Here is a 21032-nt window from a genome sequence, read left to right on the forward strand (position 1 = left end):
TATTAGTTCCTCACAATCGCGTGCTTTAATACTTCGTCCAGATGGGATACCGGGATGAAAGTTAATCCTTTTCGTACACTCTCCGGTATGTCTTCCAGATCTTTTTCGTTTTCCTGCGGCATAATAATATGCGTGAGTCCAGCGCGGTGGGCGCTCATCGCTTTCTCTTTCAGTCCGCCGATGGGAAGGACTCGTCCGCGGAGTGTAATTTCTCCGGTCATGCCCACTTCTTTACGGACAGGCTGATTCGTTAATGCTGAAATAAGGGCAGTCGCCATCGTAATTCCTGCAGATGGACCGTCCTTTGGCACAGCGCCTTCCGGAACGTGAATATGAATATCATTTTTTTGATTGAAATCAGCATCAATCTGCAGATCTTCCGCTTTGGAACGGATATAGCTGAAAGCAGCCTGAGCCGATTCTTTCATAACGTCTCCGAGTTTTCCTGTAAGCGTCAGTTTGCCTTCACCCGGTGACAAGGCTACTTCAATCGTAAGCGTATCGCCTCCTGCCGCCGTATAGGCAAGTCCGGTAGCTGCACCGATCTGATTTTCAAGCTCGGCTTTTCCATAGCGGAACTGTCGCTTCCCGAGCATTGTTTCCAAATTGTTATCGGTCAGCACTACGCGCTTTTTCTCTCCGGAAACGAGCATTTTCGTCGCTTTTCGGCAGATGGTCGCCAGCTGCCGCTCCAGGTTTCGGACACCTGCTTCCCTCGTATAGTAGCGGATAATGCTGAGAAGCGCTTCGTCGCGTACCTGCATCTCGTTTTTCGTCAGTCCGTGCTCGCGGATCTGCTTCGGAAGCAGGTATCCTTTAGCAATCTCCAGCTTTTCCACTTCCGTGTAACCGGGAATATGGATCATTTCCATCCGGTCGCGAAGCGCCGGCGGAATACCTGCGATATCATTGGCTGTTGTTACAAACAGTACTTTTGATAAATCGTACGGCTCTTCAATGAAATGATCACTGAACGTGTTGTTCTGCTCCGGATCGAGAACTTCCAGCAGTGCCGAAGACGGGTCTCCCCGGAAGTCATTGGCCATTTTATCAATTTCGTCAAGCAGGAAAACCGGGTTAACCGTGCCTGCTTTTTTCATTCCCTGAATAATACGTCCGGGCATAGCACCTACATACGTGCGGCGGTGGCCTCTGATTTCTGCTTCATCGCGGACCCCTCCGAGGGACATACGGACAAAATTACGGTCGAGCGAACGGGCAATGGAACGGGCTAGCGACGTCTTACCTACACCTGGAGGCCCGGAAAGACAGAGAATCGGCCCTTTCAGTCTTTTCGTCCGCTGCTGGACAGCGAGATACTCGAGCACCCGCTCTTTCACTTTTTCCAAACCATAATGATCTTCATTTAAAATATCTTCCGAGCGGTGGATATCAAGCAGATCTTCGGTTTCCTCCTGCCACGGCACCTGCGTAAGCCACTCGATATAATTACGGATCACAGAGCTTTCCGCAGCGTTCGGCGGCATTTTTTCGTATCGTTTCAGTTCTTTCATTGCTTTTTCTTCAATTGCTTCCGGCATGTCGGCTTCGTAGATCTTCTCACGTAGTTCTTCCGCTTCGCCTTCTTTGCCTTCCCGGTCGCCCAGCTCTTTCTGAATCGCTTTCATCTGCTCCCGCAGGTAGTATTCCTTCTGCGTGCGTTCCATTGATTTTTTAACCCGCTGGCCGATCTTTTTCTCGAGACCGAGTACTTCCCTTTCGTTGGAAAGAATGCGCAGCATCAGCTTCAGCCGTTCGTCGAGGCTGAGCGTTTCGAGAATTTCCTGTTTCTGAACCACTTTCAGCGGCAGATGGGAAGCAATGATGTCCGCAAGTCTGCCCGGCTCTATAATATCCGCCACTGAGGCAAACGTTTCCTGGGAGATTTTCTTTGAAATTTGCGTATACTGTTCGAACTGTTCGAGTATGCTGCGCATCAGCGCCTGCTCCTCGACAGTCGCTTCCTGACGTTCTTGAATGGATTCTATCTCCACCGACGTGAACTTGTCTCCATCTTCCAGATTTTTAACGCGCCCGCGGTCGAGGCCTTCTACGAGAACACGGATCGTTCCGTTCGGAAGCTTCAGCATCTGCTTTACTTTGGCCACGGTTCCAATCGTATATAAATCGCCTGCTTCGGGTTCTTCTGTAGATACTTCCTTTTGTGTAAGCAGAAAAATTAAATTATCTTCAACCATAGCCTGTTCAAGGCCGCTGACTGATTTTTTGCGGCCGACGTCCAGGTGTAAAACCATTGTCGGGTATACAAGCAGCCCTCTCAGCGGAAGAAGCGGCAGTTTTTTAGTATTTTCACTCATTGTGCGATGCACCTCCATGCAGCCGTTGTCATTCGTTCACACCGGCGATTATGTATAATATTTCCTGCCTGTACAGACAGGAAACGTGTTTTCATAAAAAAAGGCGTGCTCCACCAAGCGTCCCGCCGGAGAGAAAACTCGTCTCCCCGGAACCTTATGGCAACGCAGGTTTTGCACACCTTGTATCTCAGCTGTTCCTTATGCACTTTCTTTCGGTTCCTGCTGAATCTTACTGCCGTCCTTATCAATCAGTGTCGGCGCTTCTTTATCGCGGACCGTTTCCCCGGTGATAATACATTTGGAAATGTCATCACGGGAAGGAAGATCGTACATGACGTCCAGCATGAGAGACTCAATAATGGAGCGCAGTCCCCGTGCTCCTGTTTTACGCTCGATAGCAAGCTTGGCTACTTCACGAAGCGCATCTTCTGTAAATTCAAGCTCGACATCATCAAGCTCAAGAAGCTTAACATACTGCTTGATAAGCGCGTTTTTCGGCGCTGTAAGAATCTCAATCAGCGCTTCTTCATCGAGGTATTCCAGACTTGCGATAACCGGCATACGTCCGATAAATTCCGGAATAAGTCCGTAGCGGAGAAGGTCTTCCGGAAGGATTTTGGAAAGATACTGGTGCTCTTCCAGATGAGACGTTTCTGTCTCTGAACCAAATCCGATAACCTTTTTACCAAGACGTCGTTTAATGATCGAATCGATGCCGTCAAACGCTCCTCCGATAATAAACAGAACGTTCGTCGTATCAATTTGAATAAATTCCTGGTGAGGGTGTTTACGTCCGCCCTGCGGAGGTACGCTTGCTGTTGTACCTTCAAGAATTTTCAGAAGGGCCTGCTGGACTCCTTCACCGGAAACGTCTCTCGTAATCGACGGGTTTTCGGATTTTCGGGCAACTTTATCAATTTCATCGATATAAATAATACCGCGTTCGGCTTTTTCCACATCGTAATCTGCTGCCTGAATAAGTTTGAGCAGAATGTTTTCCACGTCTTCCCCGACGTAACCGGCTTCCGTAAGAGAAGTCGCGTCTGCGATTGCAAACGGTACATTCAGTATACGTGCGAGTGTCTGGGCGAGGAGTGTTTTACCGCTTCCTGTAGGGCCGATAAGACAGATGTTACTTTTAGCAAGCTCTACATCATCACTTTTGCTGCTGGCATTGATACGTTTATAGTGGTTATAAACAGCTACAGAGAGCGTTTTCTTTGCCTGATCCTGGCCGATAACATATTCGTTCAGAATGTTACGGATTTCCTGAGGTTTTGGAATATCTTCAAGCTCCACCTCTTCTTCCGTTCCCAGTTCTTCCTCTACAATTTCCGTGCAGAGTTCTATACATTCGTCACATATATACACACCTGGGCCGGCGACCAGCTTACGTACTTGATCCTGAGTTTTTCCGCAGAAAGAGCATTTAAGCTGCCCTTTTTCTTCATTAAATTTAAACATCAACTTTCACCCCTCTTAATAAGTATTGAAACATACGTCAGGCGAATACTCAAAACATTTCGCTTCGTTTATATAGGCAAGGCTTACACTTCCGTTGGTATTCCTGAAACAGGAATAAAACCTACAGACAACCTTAACGAGGTGTTCAACAGGTAAAGTGTATCATAATTTTTAAGTTCTTCCTATTATAAGCGCCTTCGTACTAATGGTAGCTTTGTAAAGAATATAGGAAGCTTCTCCATTTTGTCAAACGTACGGCTATGTATGTAGAAAACAAGGCACGAGAATCTCGCGCCTTGTCATGTTGTTACTATTTTTTCTGCAGTTTTCCGCTTCTGAATTACAAATAGTCCGCCGACTGTCAAAAAAACAGTCATCGCTGCTGAATAGTCTCAGCAGCAGGACTTATTCCATTATTCAGATGCCGGTACAGATTTGCTTTCATCTACAAGGAAATCAATGGCTTTACGGACTTGAAGGTCACCCTTAAGCACGTCAGTGCCGCCCTGCATAGCAAGAAGCTGCTTGATCTCGTCAACAGGACGCTCGTACATTTCCGCCATGTTTTCAAGCTCTTTTTCTACATCTTCTTCAGTTGCTTCCAGGTTCTCTGCGTTCGAGATTGCTTCCAGCGTCATGTTCATGCGGACACGCTTTTCAGCGTCTTCCTTGAACTGTTCCTTCATTCCCTCTTCGTCCGTCTGTGCGAACTGGTAGTACATATCAAGAGACATGCCCTGGGACTGAAGGCGCTGACCGAATTCCTCGAGCATGCGGTCGACTTCCGTGTTGACCATTGCTTCCGGAACTTCGATAGTAGCATTTTCCGTTGCTTTCTCTACGAGCTTATCCTTTTTGTTCATTTCCACTTTTTGCTGCTTTTCTTGTTCCATGCGCTCGCGCACAGCCTTTTTCATGTCTTCAAAAGTTTCGTAGTTCTCATCAACGTCTTTCGCAAACTCGTCGTCGAGAGCCGGAAGTTCTTTACGCTTTACATCATGGACTTTCACTTCAAACGTTGCAGCTTTACCAGCAAGTTCTTCCGCGTGGTATTCTTCAGGGAATTCCACTTCTACTTCTGTGTCGGCTCCGGCTTTGGCGCCTACAAGCTTTTCTTCAAATCCTGGGATAAACTGCCCGGATCCGATTTCAAGCGTATGGTTCTCAGCCTCTCCGCCTTCAAATGGTTCTCCGTCAACAAAGCCTTTGAAATCCATGACGACTGTATCGCCTTCCTGAACTTCTCCTTCTTCTATGACAGTCAGTTCTGCATGTTCGTTCTGAAGACGGTGAATTTCTTCACTCACTTCTTCTTCTGTTACTTCCTGGCTTTCTTCTTCTACTTCCAGACCTTTGTACTCGCCAAGCTCTACTTCCGGCTTTACAGTGACTGTGGCACGGAACGTAAGCGGCTCGCCTTTTGCCATATCATCGAGATCGATTTCAGGCTGGTCTACAGGATCAATACCTGCTTCTTCGACTGCTTCGGAATAAGCTTCCGGAAGTAGAATATCAAGAGCGTCCTGATAAAGAGCTTCTACACCGAAACGCTGTTCGAAAATTGGACGAGGTACCTTCCCTTTACGGAAACCTGGTACGTTGACCTGTTTTACTACTTTTTGGAATGCCTTATCAAGTGCATCATCTACGCGCTTGCTGTCTACTGTGACAGTGAGGACTCCGGTATTGCCTTCTTGCTTTTCCCAATTTACTGACATAGGATATATTCCCTCCAACATTCTAGTTCATATTTTACGTTTACTGTTGTTGACAACCACCTTATTATAACATAGCAAAAATCCATTTCAACGATTTCAATGTGATTCTTTCCATGCGCTTCTGCGCGGTATGTAAATCAATATTCAGGAACGACCAGAGATTCCATTTTATGGATCGCTTCTTCCGCTTCGTTTACCTCTTCCCTTTCCGTCCTGTAAAGATCGCTCAGATCCTCTTCCAGGCCGCTGAGCATCCGCATGCCGGTCTGATGAAGCGCGCACGCCCAGACATCCGCATTTCTCGGCACAGGAGCTTTTGGGTAAAGAGTAAATAAAAAGTGCCACCACATTTGACGGATCATATCCAGCATCGTCGGGTCTTCCTGATCAAGCTCTTTTTCAAGACGCTCCATCACGGCCCGGCCGAATTTTTCGTGAAATACTTCTTCCATCGCTTCTATATGTACTTCGTACGTTTCTCCGAATTTATGTACAGTAAAAGTATCGGAACATCCAAGTTCCTTCAGGAGCTGCAGGACGTAGCTTTTGAGAACCGGGTTATTCTGTTCGGCAAGAAGAAAACTGCGGAAAGCCTCTGTCACTGCCTGCAGTTTGTAGCGGCTCAGCTGCTGTATCGCACTGAGCTGCTGATCCACATTACCTTCTTCGAGCTGGGTGAGCAGTTCTTCTGCCGGACGGATAAGGTCCGGTTCACCGATATCCTGTTCAATTTCCTGCGCTTCCCCCGTCATCTGCCTGGCAAACTGAAGCAGCTGATAAAATGATTCCGCTTTTGATGCCGGCATCTTATCTTCTGCAATCACGCCTTCCAGCATCGTAACCACTTCTTCATAGTCGCCAAGCTGAACTAAAATAGATATGTAGACATGCAGCACTTCATAATAATCACCGATTCCTTCTTCAAGCATCGATCGGCAGTAATCTTTCGCCTTCGGAAGCCGGTTTAATTCTATGTTGGTAATAACCAGGCCATATCTTGCCTGCGGATGCTGTTCTTCGAGCTCCACCGTCTGCGAAAAACAGGACAAAGCATCGTAATATCTTTTCTCTTTTAACGCAGTCATCCCTCTTTCCACCAGTCTGGAAATAAGCCCTGGAAACAACACGACGTTATCATCGCGCTTCTGTTTGGACATCTCCCCGCCCCCTTTTTCTCCATGCATTTTCACATGTAAATCAGATACGACTTTAATATGTAAACAAAATTTCCCGTCTCCAAATAAAACCTTTATCTATAGTAACGCTTTCAGTGTATCAAGACCTATGAAGAAAGACAATCCTGTCTCCTTATATATGGGGGTTCCCAATTCGTTAAACATAACTATTTTACCCGTTTTCAAACGCTTTCAACCGCTTTTCTTCTATTTTAAAAATATTCCGAAATGGGCCGCTGCGGTAATATTAAAGTTTAGGCTGCCTTGAAGATAAAACTGATAAGTGATGAACGTACGCTTTCGTTTCCATGGGGACGCTTTCCGGGCGGGCCGGTCTCAGCTAATCCCGTCCTCCCCACGGTCGGCAGGGATGGATCTTCAGCTCGTCCTTGATCGCCCAGGAGTCGCCCCATCTCCACTCCAGCTCACGGTAAAAAGATAAAGAAGTATCTACCATCTAATAAAGAAAATCCCTTCTTGAAAATCATTCATACCACCTTTATATATGGGAAATTCCCTTCCTGTAAAAGGGCATTTTCATCCTTCAGGGTGCAAGGTTTTTGCATGAGTAGCTCTGTTAAAGCTCCGTGTTATTTTTGGAGTCCCAGCGGCTCTTCCGCCTGCCGGGCACGCGGCTTCCCTTGCGTCCGGGAGGATTTTCCCGCTTTCTTTTTCCGCAGGCGCCTTGGAAAATCACCTGGGCACTGGTTTATATCTTTGTATCTTCTTGATTAAAACAGCGGGATTTCTGTATTGGAAAATTAAAACGAAGCGGAAACCGGCGGACGCCAGTGGAAAAAGGAGATTGGAAGATCCCGCAGGGCGTAAGTCCGAGGAAGCTGAAAAGCTCCTCCACGGCAGAGCTGAAGCGGAGTTTTCTATATTTATCAACAACAGAATTAACACACTACAAAATAAAGAAAAACCCTTGAATATCAAGGGTTTGAGTCGTTTGATTAAATGGTGTCCCAGGAGGGATTCGAACCCCCGACCGACGCCTTAGAAGGGCGTTGCTCTATCCTGCTGAGCTACTGAGACGCGTATAAAATATGTAAAGGGGAGAACTGTTTAAAATAAGCCGGCGCGTTTCAGCGACAATATTAAATATAAACAATTCTCCCCTTCATGTCAACCGTTTAAAGAAAATGTTTTCGTAAGGTCTGCTCTTTCCCGGCCCTTCATATCACGGAAGGATACATGAACACTTTCTTCGTTCTTTTCAAGAATAACGTAAGTGCCTTCCGGATACTGACGCGGCAGTCTCATACTGCCGGGATTGATAAGAATTGTACCTTTTTCCTGAATGGCTGTCGGCATGTGTGTATGTCCGAAACAGACAACGTCAGACTCCGTTTCCTGTGCTTTGTAGATCAGGTTCATTTCCGTTGATTTCACATTGAGAAGATGACCGTGCGCGACGAAAAAACGAAGATCATTGATATCCTCGGTTCTTTCCTCCGGCAGCTGACTGTCCATATCGCAGTTGCCACGTACAACGGATACCTTCTCAAACATTGAAGCAGAGGCTTCGAGTTCTGAATCCCCGCAGTGAATAAATCCCTCTACTTCATCTTTGTGACGGTCAATAACTTCTGCTACTTTTTCTGTCCAGCCGTGGCTGTCGCTCATAATGAGTACTTTCAACTTGATAACCTCCTTAGCTGCTCCACTTCTGCCATTCCGCATCGAGTTCGTGAAGCGCTCTGGCGCGGTGGCTTACTTTATTTTTTTCTTCCCGGTTCAATTCTGCCATAAAACAATCTTTTTCTGTGACATAAAAAAGCGGATCATAGCCAAAACCGTTTGTTCCGTGAGCTGTTTCGCCAATCTCCCCTTCGACCGTGCCGCGGACCGTTTTTATACCCCGTTCCGGATCGTATACAGCAAGTGCACAGACGAAGCGGGCCGTACGATTATCTTTTCCTGCAAGTTTCTGAAGCAGTTTTTTATTGTTTGCTTCATCATTTTTTTCTTCCCCTGCGTAGCGCGCAGAGTAAATGCCAGGTTCCCCATTGAGCGCATCGACTTCGAGGCCGGAATCATCTGCAAGAACTGCAATATGGAACTTTCGTCCGATTTCCACAGCTTTCTTCTCTGCATTGGCCTCAAATGTTTCGCCGTCTTCGACAACATCAATTTCTTCCGGAAGATCCTGGAGTGACCTGACTGCTATATCTTTTGCAGAAAAAAAGGCGCGGAACTCTTCAATTTTCCCTTTGTTATTAGACGCTATAAAGATTTCACGTAGCATTTGTTTTCTGTCCTTCCTCTATTAAAGAAAGCTTTTCACCGAAATCACCGAGTATTTCTTTTTGAATCGCAAAAAGCTCTTCAATTCCGTCTTCCGCAAGGTCAAGCATTTCATTCAGCTCGCGGCGGGAAAACGTTGCTTCTTCCCCTGTCCCCTGGACTTCTACAAGTCTGCCGCCGCTTTTCATGACAACGTTCATATCCACGTCCGCTGTGGAATCTTCTTTATAGTCCAGGTCAAGAATAGCCTTGCCGGAATCCGTCATACCGACAGAAAGCGCCGCAAGAAAACCATTGATAGGATTTTCCTTGAGCTTTTCTTTTTCAAGCAGTTCCGACACTGCAAGACCTACTGCTACAAACGCTCCGCTGACCGCTGCCGTTCTTGTCCCGCCGTCAGCCTGAATGACATCACAGTCCACCCATATGGTGCGCTCCCCAAGTTTCGAAAGATCGACAACAGAGCGCAGGGCACGTCCGATCAGCCTCTGGATTTCCATCGTGCGGCCGGCCACTTTTCCTTTGGAAGATTCACGGATATTCCGCTGGGAGGTCGCTCTAGGAAGCATCGCATACTCAGCAGTGATCCATCCCTGTCCTTTCCCTCGCAGAAATGGCGGTACACGCTCTTCCACACTGGCCGAGCAGATAACTTTCGTATCTCCGAAAGAAATAAGGACGGAACCTTCAGGGTGTTTTATATAGTGAGGGATAATCTCCACTTCACGTTTTTGATGCGCTTCACGTTCGTTTGCACGCATAGTTTCACTCTCCTTCAAATGTCTATTGTATCAGATTTATCATGCATTTTCCGAGCATGCAGATTCCATTTTCCATCATACGACTTCCCCGCTGGAAATTCAATTCTTCCTCTCGTCTTTCTGAAAACAGAAATCACATGCTTCTTAATGCCCGTTGCCTGCGCTCCCTGTGCCCGACGGGTGAGGTACAGGCAATGGTTGAAAAAAGTCTGTTATTGCACCTCTGAAAGTCTCCCCTTTAAAAAATTCATAAAAAACCGGAGCAGACTCCCTCTCTGCGAAGTCTGCTCCGGATGTTGATAAAAGGGTATCATAGTGCTCATTTAAAGAGGTCTGTCTACAGCAGCGTCTTGGACCATCAGTTTCCTGAACGCTCCTCAGCTTAAAAAGCTCATTAATATCCAGGACCAGCCTCTTCGAAGAGAAGTATTCCGGCATTGAGAAAACCGCTGACAGTCAGTACGTATTCTGACTACCGGCAGTTTCCAGCTGAAGGGGAAACACCGGCAGCTCCCGTTTAAGCCAGCTGGATGCAATCTGCGAAAAGGCTTCTACAGCACCTGTCGTAAAGAATTGATGCTCCGGGACTCTGTCTCCGCTGTAATGAAGCTCTTTAAAATAAAGGAGAGTACTCACTTCCCGGGCGGTTTCATCACCGGAAGCGATTACTTCCACATCATCCCCAAGCACCTGCGGAAGAAGCCTGGCAAGCAGCGGATAATGGGTGCAGCCCAGAATCAGGCTGTCAATATCATAGGAAAGCATAGGCTCCAGAGATTGCCGGACAATTTGTTCTGCCCTTTCTCCTTCGAATCCTCCCGCTTCCACAAGCGGGACAAGCGCGGGGCAGGCCAGGCTCACAACCCGCACCCGGCTGTTAATACTCGTCAGCTCTTTATGATAAGCTCCGCTGTAAATCGTTCCTTCCGTCCCGATCACGCCGACATGCTGATTTTTTGTCGCCTTCAATGCCGCAACAGCTCCGGGATGAATCACCCCGATAACAGGAATCGGAAGCAGCTGTTTAGCTTCTTCGAGAACGACGGCTGTTGCCGTATTACAGGCAATGACAAGCAGCTTAATGTTTTTCGTCATTAAGTAGTCAATCATTTCCCACGTATAGCTTCGGACCTCTTCTTCCGGACGCGGACCGTAGGGACATCTTGATGTATCGCCGACGTAAAGAATTTCTTCTTTCGGGAGCTGACGCATCAGTTCAGATGCTACAGTGAGACCGCCTACTCCGGAATCAATGACTCCGATTGGATGGTGATTCTTCGATGTATACCTGCTCACGTTATGCTGCCTCTTTCTTCATTAAAATGACTTCCATGTATCTGCGTCTTTTTTCATTTCATCGAACAGGACATCCAGACTGTTTTCCAGAAAATCGACATTTTCTTTAGAAAATCCTTCCAGAACATTCTGCAAATAAACCTGACGCTGATGAATAACTTCCTTAATAATTGTCCGTCCCTTCTCCAGCAGGTGTATGCGGACAACACGGCGGTCATTCGTATCCTTCACTCTTTCGACCAATTCGTTTTTTTCCATGCGGTCGATGAGATCTGTTGTCGTACTGCAGGCGAGATACATTTTTGAAGAAAGTTCTCCAATTGTCATATCTCCAAATTCGTGCAGCCACTGAAGCGCGACAAACTGGGGCGGGGTGATAGGGAATTCATTTAGAATTTCCCGGCCCTTCTGCTTCACTATATCTGCGACCATGCGCAGTGATTTTTCGATAGCTGCTACCTGCTCCAGTTCTACTTTTACAGCATCCTGTTGATTCGCCATTGACCTCTCCCTTTCCTGAAAACCGATATATTACTTGTTATTGTCCTTTGTTTTCCATGAAATATCAAGAGCCTCGAAACAAAAAGACGGAAAGCTGTTGTCCTGCATGATAAAAATGTTTTCTGCTGAGCTCATTCAGCCGCTCTTTCTGCGATTTCCTGATCACTTTTATAAGAATTCTTTCCATAGACAGAGTTCAGGTGATTTTCTCCCGGGGCCGCCTGTTCTCATAAAAAACCCGTCTGTAAAAACAGACGGGAAAGGATTATAAAAATTTGTTTTCTACAAGTGTCTTTACTTCATCAGAGGTGTTGAGCGTAAGTGCTTTCTCTGCTACAGCCTGGGCATCCTTCTTATCAAGCTTAAGGAGCTGGCTGCGGGCTGGAAGTACGGAAGTAGCACTCATGCTGAATTCATCGAGTCCGAGACCGAAAAGAAGCGGGATAGCAATTTCGTCGCCGGCCATTTCACCGCACATGCCCGTCCACTTACCTTCTTTGTGAGAAGCATCAATAACCATCTTCACAAGATTTAAAATAGCCGGATTATACGGCTGGTAAAGGTAGGAGACACGTTCATTCATGCGGTCTGCAGCCATCGTATACTGAATTAAGTCATTTGTACCGATACTGAAGAAATCCACTTCCTTCGCAAACTGGGGAGCCATTACAGCAGTCGATGGAATCTCCACCATAATGCCGACTTCCAGCTCCGTGCTTACTTCAGTGCCTTCCGATTGAAGCTTTTGCTTTTCTTCTTCCAGAATAGCCTTTGCCTGGCGGAATTCCTCAAGCGTAGCAATCATCGGAAACATAATTTTCAAGTTGCCGAATGCACTTGCTCTGAGAAGAGCGCGGAGCTGCGTGCGGAACATATCGTCCATTTCCAGACAGAGGCGGATCGCGCGGAATCCGAGAAATGGATTCATTTCATCCGGCAGGTCAAGGTATGACAGTTCTTTGTCGCCTCCGATATCAAGCGTACGGATAACGACCGGTCCGCCGTTTAGTGATTCCACTACTTTTTTATAAGCCTTGAACTGTTCTTCTTCGGATGGCAGGGACTCCCGGCCCATGTAAAGGAACTCGGTCCGGTAAAGGCCGACTCCTTCTGCTCCGTTGCCGTGGACCCCTTCCAGATCGTCCGGAGTACCAATATTGGCTGCCAGCTCTACATGTGAACCGTCTTTTGAAACAGAGGGCTCATTTTTAAGCTTGGCCCATTCTTTTTTCTGTTCTTCATACTCGGCGTGCTTTTGTTTATACTCATTAAGCTCTTCCTCGCTCGGATCGATAATAACAGTGCCGGAAATGCCATCGATAATGACGGTGGCATGCTGATCCGTATCTTTCGTTACCGACTTCGTTCCCACAACTGCAGGAATTTCGAGGGAACGGGCCATGATGGCAGAGTGAGAGGTGCGGCCGCCGATATTTGTAGCGAACCCTTTAACAAATTCCTTGTTCAGCTGCGCCGTATCGGAAGGAGTTAAGTCCTCACCGACAATGATTACTTCTTCGTTAAGCTCTGCGAGAGAAACAATCGGCTTTCCGAGAAGATGGGCCAGAACCCGTTTGGAAACGTCGCGGATATCCGCTGCACGTTCCTTCATGTATTCGTTGTCCATGCTTTCAAACATTGTAATAAACTGATTAGCCAGCTCATCGAGGGCAAAAGAGGCATTCACTTTATCATCCTGAACCTTCTGGCGGATCGCATCTACAAATTCCGGATCGCTCAGAACGAGCAGGTGGGCAGAGAAAATTTCTGCGTGCTCTTCTCCCATGTCATTAAGCGTTTTTTCTTTTATTACTTCAAGCTCTGCTCTGGATTTTACCAGAGCAGCGTCAAAGTCTTTTATTTCAGAATCGGCGTCCACATCTGTCTTTTTTTCAACAGTGAGGTCCGGCTCTTCGTAGCGGAAAGCTTTTGCGATCGCGATTCCAGCAGAGGCTGCAATTCCCGTCAGCTTTGTACTCATTATTCCGCCAGTCCTTGCTTCATCACTTCATCAAGCGCTGTGATTGCTTCCTTTTCATCCGGTCCTTCTGCCTGAATCGTAACTTCGGATCCCTGGCCGACACCAAGAGACATAACACCCATGATAGATTTGAGATTAACGGATTTACCGTTATAGCTCAATGTAACTTCCGACTCAAACTGGCCTGCTTTATTTACCAGCTGCGTTGCCGGTCGTGCGTGAATACCTGTTTCTGCTGTGATTTTATACGTCTGTTCTGCCATAATCGAACACTCCTTCAATAGTTATAATAGTGGTATTTTTGTACTATTCCCGAAAGATGAAGCAAACTAACGCTCATATGCTTAATATCATACAAATGAACGGCAGCTTACGCAAGTTTTATAACAAAAAAAGCATGAATAAATGGAGGAAGCAGGTAAATGTAAAAATACATTTACCGATATCCAGCCCATCTACTCATGCCTGATCTTGTCAGTTACACGTAAACTACGCTTTATCATATGAGGCTGCTTCTGCCGTAAGCAGGTGCAGCATAGTTTGAACAGCATCTCGGTCGCCCGCAGGGACGCCGGTTGATTTTTCCATCATTCGGATGATGTTTCGAGAAGTATTGTAGCACAGCGGATGTTCATTTTTCAACAGTAAAAAAATTTTTTTATCCACCTCTGTCGAAGGACTCGTAAGCGGACGCTCTGCCATCTGCCGAAAATGTTCGACGAGACGCCTGAAGCCTTCTGAATCCCTCATAAACGAACGTTTCAGTTTTTCTTCCGCATAATGAATGCAGCGCGTCAGCAGATCCGGTGACTGCTTTGACAAATGTCCAAGGGCACTTTGGATATGAAGTGTGATAAAACCGATCTCCGCCTCCGGAAGCTTAATTCCGGTCTCTGCATCAATGTATGCAACGACATCCTCCGCTATACGGTACGTATCATAATAAAGCCATCTCGTTTCCGTTAAGAAAGGGTTTTGTATGCCGGTTTCGTCCCTCGTCCGCTGCAGAGCGAGCACGATATGCTGCGTCAGTGCAAAGTGCGTCCGTTCATTCAGCTGCTCGCCGATTGCTTCATGAATTCTTGAAATCGCCTCGTGGATGAGCAGCATCGTTTCTTCCGTTTCTTTCGAAGCAAGCTCGTAATAGCGTGCTCTTTCTTCTTCATTAACAAGAGCGTAGACTTTATCGTAATTTGTAGCTTCAAAATCGTCTCCACTTTTTTTGCCGAATCCGATCCCCTTACCAATAAAAATTGCTTCTTCTCCTGTTACCGCTCTGCAGATAACAACGTTATTATTCACTGTTTTTGATACCAAAAATGTCCCTTCCATCAGCCGATCCTCCCGCATATGTCTTCTTTTATCATATCGGGTTACAAAAGCCGGCGCAAGCCGTTAAGCCGTTTCGAGTACAGCCCGCATGTCCTCGTTCCAGGGTGCAGAACCCCCTTTTTCCTTATCAATCTGCACGATTCTGCCCCGGCCGGTCATGCACAGTTTCCCGTCGGCATTTTTTATCATGTAATGAACATCAACTGACGTTCGGCCAACGTAAGCTGCTTTCACACCGACTTCCAGTTCTTCACCAAACTTAACCTGACGTACATAATCACACTGAAGGTCGCCGGTGACGATCATGTGAGGACCCTGTACCCACTCTTTCATCAGTCCCAGATGTTCAAAATAATGGATACGTGCCTGTTCAAAATAAACGAAAGCTACCGTGTTATTTACGTGGCCAAAGGCATCTGTTTCTGAAAAACGCACTTTCAAGGAATCGAAAAACGTAAATTCTTTCTCCCATGTTTCCGGATTTTCTATGTAGGCAGGCAGTGCCATCAAAATTCCTCCTTCTGATTTTATGAATGATTAATCATTCATATTTTTTAAATAAAGCACAGCTGCTCTCTCGGAGAGCAGCTGCCGCTCACTAATTATACTGTGTCAGAACCAAAGAAGTTCTTGAACGACTGCAGCGTCGTCGCACGGTTCAGTGCCGCAATCGATGTAGTTAACGGAATTTCTTTCGGGCATGCTTCTACGCAGTTCTGTGAGTTTCCGCAGTTGGCAATACCACCGTCTCCATCCATGATCGTTTCCAGACGCTCAGCTTTGTGCATGGCACCTGTTGGATGGGCATTAAACAGGCGGACCTGGGAAAGCGCAGCCGGGCCGATAAATTCGGACTTATCGTTTACGTTAGGACATGCCTGCAGGCAGACGCCGCAGGACATACACTTCGAAAGCTCGTACGCCCACTGGCGCTTCGCTTCCGGCATTCTTGGTCCAGGACCGAGGTCATAAGTGCCGTCAATTGGAACCCATGCTTTAACCCGCTTCAGGGAGTCGAACATACGGCTGCGGTCCACGGTCAGGTCACGCATAACCGGGAACGTACTCATCGGTTCCAGACGGATAGGCTGCTCCAGTTTATCAATCAGCGCTGTACAGGACTGGCGCGGTTTTCCATTAATAACCATAGAACAGGCGCCACATACTTCCTCCAGACAGCTCGCATCCCATGCTACAGGAGTCGTGTCCTGCCCCTCCGCATTAACCGGGTTGCGGCGGATCTCCATCAGTGCGGAAATTACGTTCATATTGGAACGATAAGGAATCGAAAATTTTTCTTCAAACGGTTTGCTGTCAGGGTCTTCTTGACGGACGATTAAAAGTTCAATCATCTTTTCTGCTGTTTCTGTCGTCATGCTTTTTCACCGGCCTTTTTCTTTGAAGTATAGTCGCGCTTACGTGGAGTGATGAGCGACACGTCAACTTCTTCATACTCGAATTCCGGATTTTTCGTTATCGAATTGTACTGGGCTTTTGTTGTCTTGAGCCAGTCTTCATCATTCCGATCAGGGAATTCCGGCTTATAGTGAGCTCCGCGGCTTTCGTTTCGGTTATAAGCTCCGAGCGTAATAACGCGGGCAAGATTGAGCATGGATTTCAGCTGACGTACAAACATGGCACTCTGGTTCGTCCACTTCGCCGTGTCTGCAAGATTAATGTTCTCATAGCGCTCAAGAAGCTCCTGAATTTTTTCATCGGTTTCTTTCAGACGTTTATTATCGCGGACAACGGTAACGTTTTCTGTCATCCAGCGTCCGAGTTCCTGATGAATTTCAAACGCATTTTCCTTCCCTTTCATATTGAGCACTTTATCAAAAAGCGCTTTATCTTCATGAAGCTGACGCTCATACACCTGATCCGGAAGATCTTCAGCTGAGTGCTCCAGGTCATTGATATAATTAACCGCATTTGGTCCGGCAATCATTCCTCCATAAATCGAAGAAAGAAGGGAATTCGCACCTAAACGGTTGGCTCCGTGAATCGAATAATCGACCTCTCCGGCCGCAAACAATCCCGGTATGTTAGTCATCTGGTCATAGTCGACCCAGAGACCGCCCATGGAGTAGTGAACTGCAGGGAAAATTTTCATAGGAACTTTACGAGGATCGTCCCCCATGAATTTTTCGTAGATCTCCATGATTCCGCCGAGTTTAATATCCAGTTCTTTCGGATCTTTATGGGACAGATCAAGGTAAACCATATTCTCTCCGTTGATTCCGCGTTTCAGATCAACGCAGACATGGAAGATTTCCCGTGTCGCAATATCACGTGGAACCAGGTTTCCGTATGCAGGATATTTTTCTTCAAGGAAATACCACGGCTTGCCGTTTTCGTCGTATGTCCACACACGGCCGCCTTCCCCTCGTGCAGACTCACTCATCAGACGCAGTTTATCGTCCCCTGGAATGGCAGTTGGATGAATTTGAATAAATTCCCCGTTGGCGTAGTAAACACCCTGCTCATATACAGCAGCGGCTGCATAACCTGTATTAATCATCGAGTTTGTTGATTTACCAAAGACGATCCCAGGTCCGCCGGTCGCCATAATTACGGCATCGGAACGGAAAGCTTCAATTTCAGATGAATTAAGGTTCTGCGCTGTAATACCGCGGCACGCTCCGTCATCATCCAGTACGGCGTGCAGGAACTCCCAGCCTTCATACTTTGATACGAGACCGTTTGCTTCGTGACGGCGCACCTGCTCATCCAGTGCATAGAGGAGCTGCTGCCCGGTCGTTGCTCCGGCATAAGCCGTACGGTGGTGCTGCGTTCCACCGAAACGGCGGAGGGATAAAAGGCCTTCCGGTGTACGGTTAAACATGACACCCATACGGTCAAGAAGGTGGATAATACTCGGAGCTGCATCTGTCATCGCTTTAACCGGAGGCTGGTTGGCAAGGAAATCTCCACCGTAAACGGAGTCATCAAAATGCTCCCACGTGGAATCCCCTTCCCCCATTGTATTTAACGCTCCGTTAATACCGCCCTGTGCACAGACAGAATGGGATCGTTTTACCGGAACGATTGAAAATAATTTTACGTGCTTTCCTTTTTCTGCTGCTTTAATTGTTGCCATCAGTCCGGCTAGTCCGCCGCCGACGACAATTACATCACCTTTACTCATGAATCGACACTCCTTCTTTTATCTAAATACCGACGAAAACAAGTACGGTACGGATACCGACAAATGTTAGTGCCAGGAAAATACCTGCCGTTACGTATGTAGCAATTTTCTGCGATTTAGGTGTGATTGTAATTCCCCATGTAACGGAAAAGGACCAAAGCCCATTGGCAAAATGGAACGTCGTAGCTGTGATACCGATAATATAAAAGATAAGTAAAGCAGGATTTGCTAAAATATCTTCCATCATCTGAAAGTTGACTTCTGCGCCAAATGCCGAAGCAATACGTGTTTCCCACGTGTGCCAGGCTACAAAGATAAGTACAATAACCCCGGAAATGCGCTGCATACGGAACATCCAGTTGCGGAAATAACCGTAATTGGACGTATTGTTACGAGCCTGAAATGCAATATACAACCCGTAAACAGCGTGGAGAATGATAGGAATAAAAATGAAAAATGCTTCCATGGCGTAGCGGAACGGAAGTCCCTCCATGAAACTGACAGCCTGATTATAAACATCAGGACCTCTTGTAGCAAACCAGTTAACCGAGAGGTGGACAATCAGAAAGGCACCGATCGGTATAACTCCAAGTAAAGAATGAAGCCTGCGGAACAAAAACTCGCGATTTGTTGACATCTGTCTTCCCCCTAAAACGATGATTTCGAACGATGAAGTCGCATAAACGTGAATCCCTTCCCTGTATAACGTCCTGCAGAATGCAGATTCCAGAAGGCTTTTGACAGTTTTAATTTTACTCCCCCAGACTTCGGCAGTCAAGAAAGCGGATTCACAGATTATTTTGTTAAGATATTATTCTGTCAGACTAAATCGAACGGTTTTCCGTAATAAATTGTATCATATTTTCATACGGATTTTAGACTTTTCCGGAAATATGTGGGGCTGAATTCGCCCGCTGTTTAATTATTACAAAAAGCGGCAGTTTCTGCACTGCCGCTTTTCGTCCGCATATCTTTCTGTTTTTTATTTCTATTAACCGATAATAATCCGTTCTGTAGGATATTTAAAGTGCGTTTTCTTTTCCTGTGCCCGGATCGAGAATAAGAAGGCAACGAGTCCTACACGCCCGATAAGCATCAGAATCATCAGAATGAGCTGACTTGGAAGCGACAGATCAGGAGTAATCCCCATGGACAGACCCGTAGTTCCGAAAGCCGAACTCGTTTCAAAGATAATCGCCATCAGAGCAAATTCGCCGCTGCTCTCAAATGCAGAAATCATAATGACAGATATGAAAAGACCGACAGCAAAAACAGAGAGAACGATAAACGCTTTCTGTTTGTCCTCCGGATGAATTTCTCTTCCGAATACTTTAACGTCACTACGTCCCATCGCAAAACTGCGGATAGTCAAAAACATTACGGCAAGTGTTGTCGTACGGATACCGCCCCCGACACTCGAAGGACTGGCACCGATAATCATCAGGCCTGAGATTAGCAGGAGACTCGCGAGTGTCAAATCGTTCATATCCATCGTAGACAGTCCGCCGCTTCTGGCAGTAGCGGAGTTAAACATCGAGAAAAACAGCTGCTGGTGCCAGCTCATTCCTTCATAAAATTCTGTAAGTTCGATCAGCCAGAGTCCTGCCGCTCCTATCGCAAAGACGATAAAGTAGGTGGATGTGGCAATCTTAGTAAATAAGCTGAAACGGAAATTCGGATTTTTAGAGGAGAAGTACTCCCGTATTTCCATCAGTACCGGGAAGCCGATTGCACCTGAAAAGATAAGCAGAATATGTACCAGCTGCACAAAATAATCATCCACAAACGGCACGAGCGACTGGCCGGTTATATCGAACCCGGCATTAGTAAAGGCAGCCAGAGAACTGAACGCCCCCTGATAATAGGCTTCAAATGCTGTATCGAAAAAATTCAGGTAATACGTACCGAGAACAATCGCTCCGATAAGCTCAATCCCGATAGCGACACCGAGAATTCCCCTCATCAGTTTAACGAGACCGGAAAAGGAAATCTGATTCTGGTCGACCATGATAAGCATGCGCTGGGACAGGGCAATCTTTTTCCCCATAATCATCCATACGAAAGTGCCCAGCGTCATTACTCCGATTCCTCCGAGCTGAATCCCAAGGGCTAAGAAAAGGATACCGAGCCAGTTAAACGTCTCGGAAACGTTCAGTACCGTAAGCCCGGTTACACTCACTGCACTCACTGCTGTAAATAAAGCATCCGAATAAGAAACTGTGACTCCATCCTGAGTAACGAATGGAAGAAAAAGCAGAAAACTAAACAATATCATCGCAAGTATATAGGAGACCACAATCGTTCTGAACGGGCTTAAAAATTTAGATAAACCGAGGCGCATAATCAACACCAAACTTTCTAGTAATTTCGCGCTTTAGTATATCACGTTCCTACCTCCCCTTCCATACACTTAGGAGAAAAGAAATGAAATATCCATTTATTTAAATGTTATGATAAAATCAACAGACAGTCAGACTAAAGACAAAATCCGGCTGAGGCCTGCTTCCGCCTTCCAACGGAGAAAAGAGTAAAACTTAAACCATGCAGGAAAGTGGGATTTGTCTGAAAACTGAACCAACGATACTTACAAAGGATGAAAGCAGATGCAAAATGAACCAGTCAATCAAAAAGTCCGTTCCGGCTACGACCTGATGAGGCACGAACTTCTCCCTCTGCTTCTCGGAGAGGAAGAACCCGCAATATTATACTGGGCCGGCAAGGCTCTCGTCAGGCACCGCTGCCATATGGCAGCGTCCGACCTTACAGATTTTTTTGCACAGGCCCAGTGGGGCACGCTCCATCTGGTAAAGGAGAAAAAATACGAACGTATATACGAAGTGGAAACGACTGCAAAAGACAGCTCCAGACCTTTCACTCTTGAAACTGGAGTTATCGCACAGACTGCTGAAATGGAAAAAGGCCTTCTTGCAGAAGCAACGTATGAAATAAAGAACAAAGAGCCACTGACCGTTCGTATTACTGTCCGGTGGGATAAAAAGGATTCTGTCACGGAAGAGTAGATCTTTGAAAAGGAGCTGTCCCAAAACGATAGGAGCACGGGCAGAAGCCTGTTCGACAAATTCCCGTAACA

At 46.5% G+C, this 21032-nt stretch carries 18 protein-coding genes and 1 tRNA gene; 1 reads left to right on the plus strand and 18 read right to left on the minus strand.

Going from position 1 to position 21032, the window contains the following annotated elements; genetic code table 11:
• Positions 1-2: 2 nt before the first annotated feature.
• From lon to FTX54_RS12510, 18 genes are all read right to left on the minus strand, one after another.
• A complete protein-coding gene (lon, locus tag FTX54_RS12425; RefSeq protein WP_147803473.1) occupies positions 3-2318 on the minus strand; it encodes an endopeptidase La in 2316 nt (771 codons plus the stop codon).
• A 198-nt stretch (positions 2319-2516) separates the two neighbouring features.
• On the minus strand, positions 2517-3782 hold the full coding sequence (gene clpX / locus FTX54_RS12430) for an ATP-dependent protease ATP-binding subunit ClpX (RefSeq protein ID WP_147803472.1): 1266 nt from the start codon (positions 3780-3782) through the stop codon (positions 2517-2519).
• Between the two features lie 413 nt (positions 3783-4195).
• Positions 4196-5500 (minus strand): trigger factor, encoded by a 1305-nt coding sequence (gene tig, locus FTX54_RS12435; RefSeq protein WP_147803471.1) that lies wholly within the window; start codon positions 5498-5500, stop codon positions 4196-4198.
• A 137-nt stretch (positions 5501-5637) separates the two neighbouring features.
• A complete protein-coding gene (locus FTX54_RS12440) occupies positions 5638-6657 on the minus strand; it encodes a tetratricopeptide repeat protein (protein ID WP_147803470.1) in 1020 nt (339 codons plus the stop codon).
• A gap of 979 nt (positions 6658-7636) precedes the next feature.
• Positions 7637-7713, minus strand: a tRNA-Arg gene (locus FTX54_RS12445).
• A 90-nt stretch (positions 7714-7803) separates the two neighbouring features.
• Positions 7804-8319: a metallophosphoesterase family protein gene (locus tag FTX54_RS12450; protein ID WP_147803469.1), complete on the minus strand. Its 516-nt coding sequence runs from the start codon at positions 8317-8319 to the stop codon at positions 7804-7806.
• Positions 8320-8332: 13 nt separating this feature from the next.
• A complete protein-coding gene (locus FTX54_RS12455; protein ID WP_147803468.1) occupies positions 8333-8926 on the minus strand; it encodes an XTP/dITP diphosphatase in 594 nt (197 codons plus the stop codon).
• Positions 8916-9686, minus strand: a complete 771-nt coding sequence (gene rph / locus FTX54_RS12460) for a ribonuclease PH (protein ID WP_147803467.1) — start codon at positions 9684-9686, stop codon at positions 8916-8918. The genes FTX54_RS12455 and rph overlap by 11 nt, the downstream gene beginning before the upstream one ends.
• A 456-nt stretch (positions 9687-10142) precedes the next feature.
• A complete protein-coding gene (racE, locus tag FTX54_RS12465) occupies positions 10143-10982 on the minus strand; it encodes a glutamate racemase (RefSeq protein WP_147803466.1) in 840 nt (279 codons plus the stop codon).
• Between the two features lie 21 nt (positions 10983-11003).
• Positions 11004-11483 carry a MarR family winged helix-turn-helix transcriptional regulator gene (locus tag FTX54_RS12470; protein ID WP_147803465.1) on the minus strand — a complete coding sequence of 160 codons (480 nt, stop codon included), beginning with the start codon at positions 11481-11483 and terminating at the stop codon, positions 11004-11006.
• Between the two features lie 265 nt (positions 11484-11748).
• Positions 11749-13464 carry a phosphoenolpyruvate--protein phosphotransferase gene (gene ptsP, locus FTX54_RS12475; protein ID WP_147803464.1) on the minus strand — a complete coding sequence of 572 codons (1716 nt, stop codon included), beginning with the start codon at positions 13462-13464 and terminating at the stop codon, positions 11749-11751.
• The gene (locus FTX54_RS12480; protein ID WP_147803463.1) at positions 13464-13727 is read right to left on the minus strand and encodes a phosphocarrier protein HPr; all 264 of its coding nucleotides are present in this window, start codon (positions 13725-13727) and stop codon (positions 13464-13466) included. The genes ptsP and FTX54_RS12480 overlap by 1 nt, the downstream gene beginning before the upstream one ends.
• 226 nt (positions 13728-13953) lie before the next feature.
• Positions 13954-14796, minus strand: a complete 843-nt coding sequence (locus FTX54_RS12485; RefSeq protein ID WP_187254509.1) for a PRD domain-containing protein — start codon at positions 14794-14796, stop codon at positions 13954-13956.
• 63 nt (positions 14797-14859) lie between these two features.
• Positions 14860-15303 (minus strand): acyl-CoA thioesterase, encoded by a 444-nt coding sequence (locus FTX54_RS12490; RefSeq protein ID WP_147803461.1) that lies wholly within the window; start codon positions 15301-15303, stop codon positions 14860-14862.
• Between the two features lie 95 nt (positions 15304-15398).
• The gene (gene sdhB / locus FTX54_RS12495) at positions 15399-16172 is read right to left on the minus strand and encodes a succinate dehydrogenase iron-sulfur subunit (protein ID WP_147803460.1); all 774 of its coding nucleotides are present in this window, start codon (positions 16170-16172) and stop codon (positions 15399-15401) included.
• Positions 16169-17941: a succinate dehydrogenase flavoprotein subunit gene (gene sdhA, locus FTX54_RS12500; RefSeq protein WP_147803459.1), complete on the minus strand. Its 1773-nt coding sequence runs from the start codon at positions 17939-17941 to the stop codon at positions 16169-16171. The genes sdhB and sdhA overlap by 4 nt, the downstream gene beginning before the upstream one ends.
• Positions 17942-17963: 22 nt before the next feature.
• Positions 17964-18578, minus strand: a complete 615-nt coding sequence (locus FTX54_RS12505) for a succinate dehydrogenase cytochrome b558 subunit (protein ID WP_147803458.1) — start codon at positions 18576-18578, stop codon at positions 17964-17966.
• Positions 18579-18932: 354 nt separating this feature from the next.
• Positions 18933-20282 carry a TrkH family potassium uptake protein gene (locus FTX54_RS12510; RefSeq protein ID WP_147803614.1) on the minus strand — a complete coding sequence of 450 codons (1350 nt, stop codon included), beginning with the start codon at positions 20280-20282 and terminating at the stop codon, positions 18933-18935.
• A 262-nt stretch (positions 20283-20544) separates the two neighbouring features.
• Here FTX54_RS12510 and FTX54_RS12515 point away from each other — a divergent pair, with 262 nt between their 5' ends.
• Positions 20545-20961, plus strand: coding sequence for a DUF2507 domain-containing protein (locus tag FTX54_RS12515; protein ID WP_147803457.1), 417 nt, complete (start codon positions 20545-20547; stop codon positions 20959-20961).
• Positions 20962-21032: the final 71 nt, after the last annotated feature.

The sequence above is a fragment of the Alkalicoccus halolimnae genome, assembly GCF_008014775.2.
Classification (GTDB): domain Bacteria; phylum Bacillota; class Bacilli; order Bacillales; family Salisediminibacteriaceae; genus Alkalicoccus; species Alkalicoccus halolimnae.

What these genes read in the sequence shown, in the direction of transcription:
- lon (WP_147803473.1), bottom strand. Translation starts at nt 2,318, where the DNA reads ATGAGTGAAAATACTAAAAAACTGCCGCTTCTTCCGCTGAGAGGGCTG.
- clpX (WP_147803472.1), bottom strand. Translation starts at nt 3,782, where the DNA reads ATGTTTAAATTTAATGAAGAAAAAGGGCAGCTTAAATGCTCTTTCTGC.
- tig (WP_147803471.1), bottom strand. Translation starts at nt 5,500, where the DNA reads ATGTCAGTAAATTGGGAAAAGCAAGAAGGCAATACCGGAGTCCTCACT.
- FTX54_RS12440 (WP_147803470.1), bottom strand. Translation starts at nt 6,657, where the DNA reads ATGTCCAAACAGAAGCGCGATGATAACGTCGTGTTGTTTCCAGGGCTT.
- FTX54_RS12455 (WP_147803468.1), bottom strand. Translation starts at nt 8,926, where the DNA reads ATGCTACGTGAAATCTTTATAGCGTCTAATAACAAAGGGAAAATTGAA.
- rph (WP_147803467.1), bottom strand. Translation starts at nt 9,686, where the DNA reads ATGCGTGCAAACGAACGTGAAGCGCATCAAAAACGTGAAGTGGAGATT.
- FTX54_RS12470 (WP_147803465.1), bottom strand. Translation starts at nt 11,483, where the DNA reads ATGGCGAATCAACAGGATGCTGTAAAAGTAGAACTGGAGCAGGTAGCA.
- ptsP (WP_147803464.1), bottom strand. Translation starts at nt 13,464, where the DNA reads ATGAGTACAAAGCTGACGGGAATTGCAGCCTCTGCTGGAATCGCGATC.
- FTX54_RS12480 (WP_147803463.1), bottom strand. Translation starts at nt 13,727, where the DNA reads ATGGCAGAACAGACGTATAAAATCACAGCAGAAACAGGTATTCACGCA.
- FTX54_RS12485 (WP_187254509.1), bottom strand. Translation starts at nt 14,796, where the DNA reads ATGGAAGGGACATTTTTGGTATCAAAAACAGTGAATAATAACGTTGTT.
- FTX54_RS12490 (WP_147803461.1), bottom strand. Translation starts at nt 15,303, where the DNA reads ATGGCACTGCCTGCCTACATAGAAAATCCGGAAACATGGGAGAAAGAA.
- sdhB (WP_147803460.1), bottom strand. Translation starts at nt 16,172, where the DNA reads ATGACGACAGAAACAGCAGAAAAGATGATTGAACTTTTAATCGTCCGT.
- sdhA (WP_147803459.1), bottom strand. Translation starts at nt 17,941, where the DNA reads ATGAGTAAAGGTGATGTAATTGTCGTCGGCGGCGGACTAGCCGGACTG.
- FTX54_RS12505 (WP_147803458.1), bottom strand. Translation starts at nt 18,578, where the DNA reads ATGTCAACAAATCGCGAGTTTTTGTTCCGCAGGCTTCATTCTTTACTT.
- FTX54_RS12510 (WP_147803614.1), bottom strand. Translation starts at nt 20,282, where the DNA reads ATGCGCCTCGGTTTATCTAAATTTTTAAGCCCGTTCAGAACGATTGTG.
- FTX54_RS12515 (WP_147803457.1), top strand. Translation starts at nt 20,545, where the DNA reads ATGCAAAATGAACCAGTCAATCAAAAAGTCCGTTCCGGCTACGACCTG.